Source organism: Prevotella sp. Sow4_E9_plate, assembly GCF_052116205.1.
Taxonomy (GTDB): Bacteria; Bacteroidota; Bacteroidia; order Bacteroidales; family Bacteroidaceae; genus Prevotella.
In genome coordinates this window covers 39,081-53,558 of record NZ_JBQKLN010000025.1, presented here as the reverse complement: position 1 = coordinate 53,558, position 14,478 = coordinate 39,081, and the positions used below count along the sequence as shown (strand labels likewise).

Here is a 14,478-nt window from a genome sequence, read left to right as displayed (position 1 = left end):
CATAGCTCAATACATGGGGGCTACTCGCCCCCAAACCCCTCGGTGTTTTCAGGTATAGATTATTAAGCCTGAAACCCCCTCAGATTTTTGCACTTCTATTGAGAACTTGCCATTCCATTAAGTATTTTTTTCGTATGAAAGCCTTGCCGTATCAATTCTTTTTTGTATATTTGTAGCCCCAAAATGAAAGATGGGATATTATTAATCTAAAAAATTAAAGGAATGACAAAAGAAGAATTGATGCATAGAGCTATTGAGCTCTCAAAGAATAGCGTGAAGACGGGTGGCGGACCTTTTGGTGCTGTGATTGCCAAGGACGGTATCATCATCGCTGAGGCTTCCAACAGCGTAACCATCGACCTCGACCCTACTGCACATGCCGAGGTGAACTGTGTGCGCCAGGCTTGTTTCAAGCTGAAGACCTTCAATCTGGAGGGCTGCGAGATTTATACCTCCTGTGAGCCATGCCCGATGTGTCTGGGTGCTATCTATTGGGCACATCTCGACCGTATCTATTATGCCAACGACAGAAAGGATGCAGCCAAGATAGGTTTCGATGATGAGTTTATCTACGAGGAGATAGACCGCAAGATAGAAGACCGCCATAAGCCGATGATTGCCCTGATGCGCGATGAGGCGCTGGGCGCTTTCCGCATGTGGGAGGAAAATACAGAAAAGACAGAGTATTAATGAGATAAGATAAAAAGGGAAGGTTGCACAGAATATGGACAGCAGCCTTCCTTTTTTCGTAGATTCTTCTTGTATTCTATCATGCCGGATAGAGAAAAATGGAGAAAAGGAACAATTTCTCAGATTTTCTTTGTAATTTTGTCGCCAAATTCAGAAAGCCCCTGAATTCTTGATGAAGGAAATTCTCTAATTATTATAACGACAATGGAACAGTCAATAGAAACTCTCTACAAATTAGACGGCAGAGTGCCCGTTGGTAAAGCACTCCCATTTGGTCTTCAGCATGTATTGGCAATGTTTGTCAGCAACATTGCACCAATCATGATTCTTGCCGGTGCGATAGGATTGGACAGTTCGGTGAGCGCCGTGCTTATCCAGAACTGTATGGTCATCGCCGGTATCGGTACCTTGGTGCAGCTTTATCCGGTATGGCGTATCGGTTCCCGTCTGCCTATCGTAATGGGTATCTCCTTCACCTTCCTTTCGCTCGCCATCGCCATTGCCGGTGCTCATGGTATGGGTACCTTGGTAGGCGCAGTTATCATCGGCGGTCTGGTAGAAGGAACACTCGGACTTTTCGCCAAGTACTGGATCAAGCTCATTCCGCCTGTAGTAGCCGCTACCGTGGTAACAGCCATCGGTTTCTCGCTGCTTCCTGTAGGTGCCAACTCTTTTGCGGGTGGTCAGGGTGCTGCTGATTTCGGTAGCATGAACAACTGGGTTGTGGGTTCTGTCACTTTGCTGGCTTGTCTGCTTTGTCAGATTTTCGCCAAGGGTTTCTTGCGTTCTCTCTCTGTATTGGTAGGACTGCTGGTAGGTTATGTTCTGGCTCTGTTTATGGGAATGATAGATTTCAGTGGACTTTCAGGTCTCTCTATCGTAGCTTTGCCAAAGCTTCTTCCATTTACACCTGAGTTTAATATTGGTGCTATTCTCTCAGTTGTAGCTGTATATCTGGTTTCTGCCACAGAGACGATTGGTGATACTTCTGCGCTCTGCAACAGTGCGTTGAAGCGTGATCCTAAAACCAAGGAGATGGGTGCGGCAGTCTGCTGCGATGGTTTCGTAAGTTCGGTTTCCGGTCTTTTCGGTTGTACTCCTATCACTTCTTTCAGTCAGAACGTAGGGTTGGCTGCTATGTCGGGAGTAGTGAACCGCTTTACTATTGCCATGGGTGCCATCATCATGATTATCGGTGGTATCTTCCCAGCTATCGGTTATGTACTTACTACGATTCCTCAGGCTGTATTGGGCGGCTGTACTATCATGATGTTCGGTAGCATCCTCTTTGCCGGTTTCGGCATGATGGCGCGTACCGGCTTCTCTCAGCGCAACATGGTCATCGTGAGTCTTTCTCTCAGCGTAGGTCTCGGATTCACATCTGCAACAGGTATGTTCAATATCTTCCCGGAGATTGTGCGCACCGTTTTCGCAGATAACTGTGTGGCAGTAGTCTTCCTGCTCGCCGTGATTCTGAACCTCGTATTGCCAAAGAATATGGATAAGGCATAAGAATCAAAGATATTTATATATAAAAAAAGTGCAACTCACAAGTAAGAAAGTGAGTTGCACCTTTTTTATTGGTAATTATTAATTGTACATTATCAATTATAAATTAAATCACTGTCCTCCCAGTCTTTCGAAGAAGGTGATGATTTCTTCGAAGGTCTTGAATTCATCACTGCCATATTCTATGGTTGTACCCATGAAACTGTCGCATGGGCGAGGGTCGATGAAGTAGTCGCCGTAGAGCAGGTTCTTCTGGTTGCAGAAGATGATGTGGTTATAGGCTGGGGTAGAGAGATATTCCTCTACCCAGGTCTGCACCTTCGCCATATATTCATGGTCGTTGGTTGGCGCTGGGGCTACGATATATACGTTGTAATGCTCTATCAGCATCTCGTAAGCCTTGTGCATCGAACTGGTTGCCTTCATGTAACTGTCGTGCAGGGCATCGAAGTCGATGTATACGATAGGGCGCTCCTTTCCGTTCTGCTTGTCGTCTATCCAGCGGATTACCGGACAGAGATAGTGGAATGCAACCTTGTCGATAAGTCGGTGCTCGCCATGGAATGGGATGGCTTGCGGATAGTGCTCATGGAAGAGGTCGAAGGTGTGGACCACCGGATCTGCATCGCCGAAGAGACCATATACACGCTCCTGTTCCTCGGGAGTGATATCCTGGAAGCATCGCTCGGTGAAGTCGCGGTATTCCTTGATAAGACCTTTGGTAACCATCAGTTCGTTCACTCCATCCTTTCTCGGGTTCTGGAATTCCTGCTTGCCGGTCATGCTGCTCATCGTATTGCCCATCTCGAAAGCTGGGTTTACGAGGATGCGGTCGAATCCTTTCAGCAGCTCGGTGTACATTCCGCCCATCGAAGTACCGATGATGAGGTCGGGTTGTTCTGTCTCTGCCATCTTCTGCAGCATCTCTATGGCTTCTTCAGGATGTACCGGAATGTCCTCAGCTACGAGAGTGGCGTTAGGCATCAGCTCCTGCAACATCTTCACGGTGCCGCTCTGAGCAGAAGAGAGGAAACCGTGAACATACATGATTTTCTTGCCCGACATGAGGTCGGGGAATTGCTTGATATATGGATTCATAATCTTATAATTTTTATTGGGGGTAACTCCTTAACTTCTTTCACTCCCAGTTATTTTCGCTGCAAAATTACGGTAAATTGCAGACAAAACAAAATTATTGGGCGATAAACTTCCTTGTTTGCGAAAAAAGTAGTAATTTTGCACCCAATAACCATATTAAAGTTCAAGTCATAATGGATTTACTGAAAGAAAGAATAATGCAGGAGGGCCGCTGCTTTCCTGGTGGAATCTTAAAAGTAGATAGCTTCGTAAATCATCAGATGGACCCTATCCTGATGATGGACCTGGCTAAGGAATTCGTGCGCCTTTTCAAGGACATCAAGTACAACAAGATTGTTACTATCGAGGCTTCGGGCATCGCTCCAGCTATCATGGTGGGTTATCTGACCAATCTTCCTGTTGTCTTCATCAAGAAAAAGCAGCCTAAGACCATGGAAGGAATGATTACCTCAGTGGTTCACTCTTTTACCAAGGATCGTGACTATACGGTTTGCGTGAGCAACAGCTACCTGACTCCAGACGATCATGTTATCTTCATCGATGACTTCCTCGCCAACGGTAACGCTTCCAAGGGTGTGATGGACCTTTGCGAGAAGGCTGGCGCCAAGATCGAGGCGATGGGTTTCATCATCGAGAAGGCTTTCCAGCATGGTGGTGACTTCCTGCGCAAGGAGGGAATCCGTTATGAGGCTCTCGCTACTGTAGAGAGCCTGGATGATTGCAAGATTGTCTTGAAGTAAGAGAATCGGCTGAAATCAAGCATCTTTTTTTATCCTATGATATTCATTCAGATATGAAGATAAGATTTTGTTTATTGAACGCCTTGCTTTGTATGGCATTGTCTTCTATGTCAGTGCCTGCAAAGCGAGGCGTTTGGCGTTTGATGACTTTGACTGATGGAACTGAGGTTCGTGTACAGTTAGTGGGCGATGAATTCATGCATTATTATGTTTCGGAAGACGGAACCAAGTATGTCATGGATGCAACAACAGGACAGGGAAATCGATTGGATTCTACTGCGTCCTTGTCTCGCGTGAAGAAAGCGGCAGCCCGTCGTGCAAAGGTTCAATCTCGACAGAAACTTCATCTTCAAAAGGCGAAAGCAAAACAGAATAGTTTCCGAGGAACTAGGAAGGGACTTGTCATTTTAGCCGAATTCTCCGATCGTAAGTTCCAGAGTGGGCATGATCTGACATTGTATAAGCAGATAGTCAATGGCGATAATTACAAGGAAAATGGCTTCCGTGGCAGTGTGAAGGATTATTTCTGTACCCAAAGTATGGGACAGTTCGAACTGAATTTCGACGTGGTTGGTATCTGTCCTCTGCAGAATGCCACTGCTTATTATGGCGCGAATAGTTCTGACGGTGAAGATTTGCGTGCGGGTGCAATGATTGCTGAGGCTTGCCTTTGGGCGAAGCAGCAGGGAGTTGACTTCTCCAAGTATGATTGGGATAATGATGGCGAAGTGGAACAGGTCTTTGTTCTCTATGCCGGTAAAGGCGAAGCCAATGGTGGTGCAGCTTCTACCATTTGGCCTCACATGTATGCTTTGTCATTGTCAGATTATGGCAAAGTGTTGCAGTTTGATGGGCTTAAGGTGGATACTTACGCCTGCAGCTGTGAATTGAATGGTCTGAACAAACTCGATGGAATCGGTACTTTCTGCCATGAATTCTCTCACTGTCTGGATTTGCCCGATCTTTATGACACCAGTTATACCAGATGGTTTGGATTGGGTGAATTTGACCTGATGGATAGTGGCAGTTACAATGGAGACGGAAAATGGCCTGCTGGGTATTCGGCTTATGAGAAAGCAAGCTGTGGTTGGATTACTCTTCATGACTTGACGGATATAGAAGAGGAGACAAAGGTGGCTGATGTCATGGCGATGAGTCTAGGAGGAGATGCTTATATCATCAGAAACAAGGCACATGAAGACGAGTGTTACATCATTGAAAACCGACAGAAGTCAGGATGGGATACAGAACTTCCTGGAGCGGGAGTCATGATTACTCATGTAGATTATGATGCTGATGTCTGGTATTATAATGTACTGAACTCGAATAGTGAATATTATGACGAAGCCAATCAGAAATTTGTGAATGACCATCCTCGTCTTACCATCTTCAGAGCAGGCAAGTCGACCTATTTGGATGGTTCGGCAAGTGATCTCTATCCTTATCTGTCTAATAGTAGTCTTACGGCTACATCCCAACCGGCTTCCACCTTATATAATAAGAATGCTGACGGTTCTAAGTATATGCATCTTGACATCAAGAATATCGCCATTGCAAGTGATGGTTCGGCATCGTTTACGGTGAGTAAGGCAGAGCGCTCTGGCGATCAGAAGCCTGATACACCGGTACAGCCTTCAGGCTCTACTTTATTATATGAATCGTTTGACAAGTGTCATGGTACAGGTGGAAACGATAACCTGTGGAAAGGTAGTATTTCTGGAACTCAAGTGTTGGATGAGGACTTGGATAATGGTGGATGGACCAGTACAGGAACTGTTTACGAAGCCAACGGCTGCGTAAGACTCGGAAAATCTGGAGTTGCCGGAAATATCACCACGCCAACTTTTTCGGTGAAAGGTTCTGCGATACTTTCATTCAAAGCTGCGGCATGGGATGAAAAAAGTGAAGCCACCAAGTTGTATCTGGAGATAACCGATGTGAATAATGGCGCAAGGCAGATGGCGGTTATCCGCAAGTCTGAACTGTCTAAGTATTCAGTACCTCTCAAGAAGGGCGAATGGACTCAGTTGGGGGCTTCTGTTTACGCAACGGGTGAGGTGAAGGTTAGCTTTACTGCCGATAAGGGCCGTTTCTTCCTGGATGAAGTAAAGGTAACAGACAATACTGTGGATGGCATAGCAGGGGTGACGATGCCTCAACTGTCTGACATTGAAGCCTATTATACTCCGGATGGAATCAGATTCTCAAAGCCTCAGCAGGGTGTGAACATTATTCGACAGAAAGATGGGCGGGTAAGGAAAGTGATGATTTATTAGGGTAGAATCTGGTATGGTTATAATGCGTAAGAAATGTGTAGAGGTATTTTGTGCTATTACACTTTTCTTACGCTTTTTTATATAAAATGATGGGATTGTTTGGGTATTTCAATAAAAATATTTAATTTTGCACTCAGTTTATATAGACGAAAGAGAAATTTTATTTTTATATTATTTTAATAACAAAACAAACATGACAAGAAGATTACTATTACTTGTATGTGCGGTGCTGTGTTTAGGCAGCAACGTTCGTATCAGTGCGCAGTCTACATCTTCTACTACACAATCTGCAGAGTCTAACTTTGTAGAGGGCGTTGTGCGTGTCAAACTTCAGCGTGAGATAGCCGACCGTATGATTGCGGCTAAGCTTCCGTTGTCGGTAAAAGGCACCAACAAGAAGTATGTTCAGACTGGCGTGACCCCGCTCGATAGGGTCAATCAGAAAGTAAAGGCAGTCTCCATGACCCGTGTTTTCCCTTATGCCGGTAAGGATGAGGCTAAGCACAAGGCAGCAGGACTGGATCTTTGGTATGATGTCCATTATGAGGCATCAGGTATGAAATTGGCCCAGGCAAGAAACCTGTTCCGTTCTGCTGAAGGCGTATCTTACGCACAGCGTATTCCTCTTTACAAGCCTATTGGCGGTGAGCGTTTTCTGGAGATTTCTCCAGCTGCTGTAGCCAAGGCTGCCAAGGCTGCTTCTACCATGCCTTTCAATGATCCATTGCTCAACGATCAGTGGCATTACAACAACGATGGTCATATCGCAGGAACCAAGGTGGGTGCTGATGCCAATGTGTTCAAGGCTTGGGAAACTGGTGTTACCGGTTCTAAGGATGTTGTGGTTGCTATCATTGATGGTGGCTTCCAGGTAGATCACCCAGACCTGAAGGACAATGTGTGGATCAACACAGCCGAGTTGAACGGTAAGCCTGGTGTTGATGATGATGGTGATGGCTATGTAGATGATATCTACGGCTATAACTTTGTTATCAATTCAAGCGATATCAACGCCCACTCTCATGGTACTCACGTAGCAGGTACCGTAGGTGCCACCAATAACAATGGTATTGGTGTCTGCGGTGTTGCCGGTGGTAGCGACGGTAAGGGTGGTGTCAAGATGATGGTTTGCCAGGTATTTGATAGCCGTGCCAGCAGTTCTGCAGTAGCTGATTTCGGTGCTGCCATTGTTTATGCAGCCGATCGCGGTGCAAGCATTGCCCAGTGTTCTTGGGGTGCCGGTGTTGCTGACGAAGAGGATAAGTCGGTTACCGAAGCTGTTGATTACTTCACCAAGAATGGTGGTGGCGACAAGATGAACGGAGGTCTCTGTATCTTTGCTTCCGGTAACAATGGTGAGGAAGGCAACTATTATCCAGGTTGTCTTGACAAGGTTGTGGCTGTTGGTTCTATGGCTCCTGACGGAAGCGTGGCTTATTATTCCAACCGTGGCAAGTGGGTTGATGTGACAGCCCCTGGTGGTTTGGAAGACAATGGTCAGCAGTATGGCGTATTGAGTACCTTGCCTAACAGTACCTATGGTTACAACGAGGGAACCTCTATGGCGTGTCCTCATGTATCTGGTATTGCAGCCTTGATTCTTTCCAAGTATGGTAATAAGCAGTTCTCTAATGAGACTCTCCGAACATTGCTTACCACTTCTGTAAACGACCTTTATACTCAGAATCCCGAGTACGAGGGCTTGATGGGTTCCGGTTATATTGATGCTTACAAGGCTTTGCAGGGCAAGGAGGGTAGTGTGCCTGAGGCTGTTGCCGACTTCACTGTTACTGCATCTCACGACAATGCTCTCATCGAATGGACGATTCCTGAGACCGAAGAGAAGAGCATCGACCATCATGTGATTTATTATAGCACAGAGGCTTTCTCTGCTACAGACGACTTGAATAAGTTGAGCTCTGCTACTGTAGATACCAAGTTCAAGTATTCTGGCGACAAGATGTCTTATGAGGTAGAAGGCTTGAAGGCTTCTACTAAGTATTATTTTGCAATTGTGGCTTACAACCGTTGGGGTAAGGCTTCTGCCGTTTCTCCCATCAAGGAGGCTACCACCAATTCAGGTCCTAAGGTTCAGGTAGACCAGAAGAACCTTTCTATGACCGTAGATGCCACCAAGGCTTCCACTGCCGAGGCTTCTTTCAATGTAAAGAATGCCGGTGAGGGCGTGCTGAAATATCAGCTTACTACTGCTACGACCCGAGCTACTATGTCTACCAGCGGTCGTGTCAAGAATCCAAACCCAGGTCAGGTCCTGCCTTTCAGCGGTACAGTCAGCCCAACACTTGTGAAGCGCAAAGCTGTGGCTACTTCCAACTATCAGGCAAAGGATTGGCCAGACACTTTGACCTATTCCAACCAGTTGTACAGCTATATCGGTGAAACTGATACCAAGCTGCCAAATGCTTTGGCTCAGTATTTCTATGTAGATAAGGCAACTTATCCTAATGGTTTCAACCTGACAGATCTTCACTTCCAGGGACAGAACGGACAGAATCCTGTGATTGAGATTTACGACGGTTCACGTACTATCTCTACTGCAAGTTTGATTCAGAAGGTTAATTATGATTTCTGGGCATACAACTATCCTATCACCCTGAAAGAGCAGATTCACTTTGCTCCAGGTTCAAGCTTCTGGGTAGTGGCTAAGTTCCCTGCAGGCGCCAAGAACCCATTGGGTACAGGCAAGACTACCAGAACCGATGTTGCCCAGTACAGCTTCTATAGCTCTGATAACGGTACAACCTGGACTCAGTTGAGTGAGGTCCTCAAGGGCACCAGCTTCGAGGCTGTAGCTAATCAGCTCACATGGGCAGTACAGGCCATCAGCAAGAACCCAGACTGGAGTCAGGTACTCAACCCTGAGCCTATCAGCGGTGAGGTTCGTCCTAACGAAAGCCAGAAGGTTACTCTGAAGAATGATGGTCAGAAACTGGTGAATGGTACTTATAAGTTCAATATCCATGTCAAGAGCAATGAGGCTGTTGATTCCAAGCAGCAGGTTGCTTTAGCTATGACCGTGAAGGGCTATAAGCCAGAATTGCACAGTCAGCAGCTGGTTGACTTCGGTGACTTGCTGGTTGGTCAGACCAAGACCATTGATGTAGAGTTGACCAATAGCGGTTATGGTGTGTTCGCTGGTAAATATGGTATGCTCCAGGCTTCACAGAACGAAGTGAAGTCTTCATCCGATCAGTTCAACGTGTCAAAGGGTGCCAAGAATATTGCAGCCCGCTCTACCGGTACGTTGCCTGTGACGTTCGCTCCTACCAAGGAGGGCAACTTCAGCAGTACCATCACCCTGACCGATAAGAATGGTAATCAGCATTCATTCCTGGTTCGTGGTGTCGCTTCAGTTCCTGCCAAGCAGACTGTAACTCCTGATGTTTACGAAGCAGGCGACCTGAAGGTAGGCGGTGAGGATAAGACTGCTACTATCACTATCAAGAACACCGGTAACTATCCTTTGCAGTATGTCTTCCCTAAGTTCTCTTCCGAGAAGATAGTAGGTTCTACTGCCAAGGTACATAAGTTTGGTTATACTACCATCTCTAACGTAGCCGGTGACGAATCATTCAAGTACGAGGCTGCTCCAGAGTTGGCTGATGAGAAGGACATCACCTCGCAGTTTACCAATAATAATTGGCAGTCTGGTCCTATCAAGGTAGGCTTCAAGTTCCCATTCTATGGTAAGGATTATGATGAAATTTACGTATCTTCTTATGGTGGTGTCTCTATGCAGCAGATGGATGGTCGTATCTCTTGTATGGTTCCTACTGGCGATTGTGTACAGGGATTGGGCTATATTTCTGCTTATACCAACTCAGGCTGGATGGACATGGGTGCCAACAGTAAGATTACTTATGGTCATAAGAATGGTAAGTTCTATGTCAAGTTCAAGGATGTGGTGACTCCTGCAACCAATGGTGGTGGCGAAACAACTACTATCAGTTTCCACATGGCTCTTTGCCCTGACGGAAGTGTAGAGGTTTACTACGATGATTATAATCCAGCAGGCGTATTCGGTTCTGGTGGTCATAACTTCGTAGGTGTCAGCGATATTGCTGCTTCCGACCCTTGTATATTTGTTGATGCCAACAAGGTACAGGAGGATAACGATGGTCTGAATGCTCCTTATTATGATATCCAGACAGGCAGCGCCATCAAGATTGTGGCTCCTGCCAAGTCTATGATCAAGAGCCTGTCAAGCACTGATGGCTATGTCGGCAATGGTGAAAGCAAGGAAATCAAGGTAACATTGGCAGCCAACGATGATTTGGTGGCAGGACCTCTGACCAACTATCTCACCGTTATCACCAACGACCCAATCAACCCAAGTGCATCTGTCAAGTTGACTGCCAACATCGTTGGCGACAACCTGAAGGCTGAGGCTGCTCTCGATTCTACCAGCGTAGATTTCGGTAAGGTATTCCGTACTTCAGCCCAGCAGCGCACCGTCTTGTTGAGCAACAACGGTAAGGATGTTCTCAACGTGACAAGCGTATCTGTCAAGAACGGCAAGTTTACTCTCGCAGAAGAAATGAAAGCTGCATTCTCTGTTCCTGCAGGTCAGGGCAAGGATATCGTAGTAACATTGCCTACTGCCGAGAAGGGTACTGTCGAAGATGTTCTCGTTATCACCTATCAGGATGGTACAACCAAGGAAATCCCATTGAAGGCTGAGGTGATTGGTAATCCTACCTGGAAGAGTAATCCCGAGAGCCTGAAGGTTGAAACTCCTTATGGTACCAACGTAGAAAAGACAATCCAGGTAACCAACGAGGGCGATGAGAACCTTACGTTCTCTGCTGAGCCTGCTTCTTGGTATACAGCTTCCGACCTGGAGGCTAACGGTAACTCTACTGTAGACTATGTGTTCAAGTCTAAGCTCGATGGCTTCGATGTACCTTACAATTGGGTAGACATCACCAACGACTATACCGAGCACATGCCTTATGCATACTATATTAATAAGACAGACTTCAAGAAGGTAGAACTTCCATTCGAGTTCCCATTCTATGGCAAGAAGTATAAGAGCATGTATATCTACAATACAGGTTTCGTATCTTTCGATGCTCCGGTAGAGGATTACAAGCAGTTCCCTGAGCCACCAGCCAGTCTGCCAACAACAGAAACCTTCTATACCAACATCATCTGCCCATTCTGGGGTAATCACTCTATGAACACTCCATCTTCTGATGGTGTATATTACAAGGCTAAGGATGATGAGGTCATTGTAAGCTATAAGAATTATGGCAATACGATGATGCTGGGTATGAACTTTGAGGTGATTCTCCGCAAGGACGGTTCCTTCAAGTTCCAGTACCATGTAGATCCTGATGGATTCCAGTTGGGTGTATTCGGACTCTGTGGTATCATGGATCATACCGGTACCCGCGGTATTACTCCTGCTGATATGTATATCACCGACGGCAATACCGTCGAGTTTACACCTTATAAGAACTATGTAGTGGCTCCAGGTGAGCAGGTTGAAATGCCGGTTGAGTTGAAGGCTGACCAGTTGGCTGATACTTACGACTGTGAGTTGAACGTTACCACCAACGATCCTTCTCGTGCAAGCGTTAAGATTCCTGTTACGCTGAATATCACTGGTGAGGCTCAGGCTGAGTTCCCAGAGGTAATCAATGTTGAGCAGCCTGTAGATGAATACGCAATGAATCCTTCATACTATGAATTCTATGTAGTCAACAAGGGAACCAAGGCATTCACTATCACAAACGTTGCTTCTGAGATGTTTGTTGCTGCCGATCCTGATGATCCATGGGCTATGCCAGAGGCTTCACTTGAGGTTTATACTTCAGCAAACAACAGTGGCGGTGACGGCGGTATCGACCCAGGTCCTTTGGCTCTCTCTGATGATGCTACAGCCAAGGCATGGATTCCATACCAGAGCGGCAAGATGGCACCTATCGTAGTAGGAACCGACACCGTGAAGTTCAGAATCACTCCTTATAATGTTTATGAGGTTCATGCTAAGGATTATCCTCTCGTATTCACTGTAGAGGGCTTGGAAAATACCGAGTACAACTCTACCATAAAGTTGAATATCACAGAGGCTCCAGTCATGGCCTTCGACCCAGAGGAGTTGCACATTGAGAATGTGGCTTCTGACTATAAGGGCACTTCTACCGTTAATCTGATGAATGATGGCAAGTATAAGCTTATTTACTCATTGAGTCTCGATCCATCTGGTCGTGATGCAGGCAATGAGTATGAGGACGGCAACGATCCTGCTCCTTCCTATAACGTCATCTCTTATCCTTCTGAGGATGTTGCCAAGAATTTCGTGGCTACCTGTGTAGAGAAGATTTCCGGCAAGAAGGGCATGGTGAAGGCTCTTGGCTTGAAGAAGGTGAAGGACGATCAGAAGTTCATCTACGACTTGCCTTCAGATTATGAGGGCAATGCGCTCTATTATCCGGTACTCAACCCTGTAGCCAATGCTCAGGCTGCCCTGATGGGTACGGGTGCTTCTGCTCTGGATGAGAACTTCTATGCAGCAACTCGCTATGAGGCTCCTGCTGAAGGTTTCAATCTTACTCATCTCTATTTCGTCGGTACTGTAGGCGACTTGGAGAATGTAGACATCGAGGCTTCTGTTATTCTGGGCAATGATGTTACTGCTACCGAGAAGACCATCGGTCATGGCAAGATTCATATTGTCAAGGAAGAACCTCTTGAGGATGGCAGCTACCGGGGTGCTGCACGTATGTTGGAGTTTGACAACCCTATCTACATCAACCCTGCTGATACCTTCTATGTCGTATTGAAGTATCCTGCCGGCTACAAGTCATCAGCCATGATGGCAACCAAGGATGGCGACATGGAGCCCAATCGCTACATGGCACACCTGAAGTCTTTGGGTGGCTGGGTTGACATCGAGGCTCTCTACGACAATGCTTACAGCTATGGTGCCTTCGGTTTCTTCATGACTTGTATCGAGAAGGAGAAGGGTGAGCCATGGATTAAGTTGCTCAACGAGAAGAAGGAAGGCGAGATTGCTCCAGGCAAGGCTATTCCTGTACAGTTTGAGGTGAATGCCAAGAGTGCTTATTTTGCCAAGAACAATAAGGCTACTCTCGTAGTGAAGAGCAATGATCCATACAACAAGCTCTACAACTATCACATCTATCTCAATAAGAATGCTGCTCCTGTCATCACCGCTCCTGAAGGTGAGACTACTGTTCCTGAGGATTCCAAGGCGATGGTTCCTGTAACTGTTGCTGATGCCGAGGGTGAGGCTTTCACTGTAAGCTTGAACGATGCTGACGGTATCGCATCTGTTGAGAGCTATGAGAATGAGGACGGTACCCAGGACGGTATTTCTGAAAGCAATGGTACTTATACTGTTGAGGCTGGCGGCAGCTTGAAGCTCAATGTGGCTCTTGCTCCTGATTATGGTACTGCTGGCAAGCATACCTTCACCGTTAATGCCAAGGACGAGTCTGGCAATGTAAGCTCAGCTGTTGTCAACTATAATGTTGAACATACCAACCGTGCACCTAAGTATGTGGGTCCTGCCGACTTAGCCCTTAAGGGTGGTGAGACATCAGCCCAGTACTACTTTGCTGATTTCTTCGAGGATGCTGATGGCGATGTCATGACCTTCTCTGCTCAGATTGCCGATCCTTCATTGGCTGCTCTCTATCAGTCGGAGAATGGTATCATCATTGCTGCTAAGCAGGTTTCCGGTTCAACCAACATCAATGTTGTGGCTACTGATGCCAATGGTGCTTCTACTACTGGTGTCATAGCCTTGACTGTTGATGCTGCAACAGGTATCAACAATGTTGTGGCTGATGCCTCTAAGGGCGATGTTACTGTAAATGGAGATGCAGAGAACGGTAATTTGAATGTTACTATCGATGCTGATGCCGACAAGGTTGTTCTCTCAGTTTATAGCAATGCCGGTCAGCTGATGGCTCAGAAGACCTTGCAGAATGTTCATGCTGGCGATAAGGCTAGCGTAGCTTTGGGTAAGGTTGCTGCGGGTGTATATCACCTTGTAGCTAATGTAGATGGCAAGACCTCAGCAGTGAAGTTTGTCGCTAAGTAATGTAGATTTCGGTATCTTGCTTCCCGCTTTGGTAAGCATGATACTTATCCATAAAAAAGAGGAATCGTGA

At 46.3% G+C, this 14,478-nt stretch carries 6 protein-coding genes; 5 read left to right on the top strand and 1 reads right to left on the bottom strand.

The window, feature by feature from the left end:
• Positions 1 to 222 precede the first annotated feature (222 nt).
• Positions 223 to 690, top strand: a complete 468-nt coding sequence (locus ACTQ53_RS10750; RefSeq protein ID WP_089544843.1) for a nucleoside deaminase — start codon at positions 223 to 225, stop codon at positions 688 to 690.
• A 204-nt stretch (positions 691 to 894) separates the two neighbouring features.
• The gene (locus tag ACTQ53_RS10745) at positions 895 to 2,202 is read left to right on the top strand and encodes a nucleobase:cation symporter-2 family protein (RefSeq protein WP_441199587.1); all 1,308 of its coding nucleotides are present in this window, start codon (positions 895 to 897) and stop codon (positions 2,200 to 2,202) included.
• A 108-nt stretch (positions 2,203 to 2,310) separates the two neighbouring features.
• Here ACTQ53_RS10745 and ACTQ53_RS10740 read toward each other — a convergent pair whose 3' ends face one another.
• Positions 2,311 to 3,300 (bottom strand): YqiA/YcfP family alpha/beta fold hydrolase, encoded by a 990-nt coding sequence (locus tag ACTQ53_RS10740; protein WP_295346385.1) that lies wholly within the window; start codon positions 3,298 to 3,300, stop codon positions 2,311 to 2,313.
• A gap of 170 nt (positions 3,301 to 3,470) precedes the next feature.
• Here ACTQ53_RS10740 and xpt point away from each other — a divergent pair, with 170 nt between their 5' ends.
• The 3 genes from xpt to ACTQ53_RS10725 all read left to right on the top strand — a co-directional run bounded on the left by xpt (position 3,471) and on the right by ACTQ53_RS10725 (position 14,408).
• Positions 3,471 to 4,037: a xanthine phosphoribosyltransferase gene (gene xpt, locus ACTQ53_RS10735; RefSeq protein ID WP_441933013.1), complete on the top strand. Its 567-nt coding sequence runs from the start codon at positions 3,471 to 3,473 to the stop codon at positions 4,035 to 4,037.
• A gap of 53 nt (positions 4,038 to 4,090) precedes the next feature.
• Positions 4,091 to 6,313: a M6 family metalloprotease domain-containing protein gene (locus ACTQ53_RS10730; protein ID WP_441933012.1), complete on the top strand. Its 2,223-nt coding sequence runs from the start codon at positions 4,091 to 4,093 to the stop codon at positions 6,311 to 6,313.
• 193 nt (positions 6,314 to 6,506) lie between these two features.
• The gene (locus ACTQ53_RS10725; protein WP_441933011.1) at positions 6,507 to 14,408 is read left to right on the top strand and encodes a S8 family serine peptidase; all 7,902 of its coding nucleotides are present in this window, start codon (positions 6,507 to 6,509) and stop codon (positions 14,406 to 14,408) included.
• Positions 14,409 to 14,478: the final 70 nt, after the last annotated feature.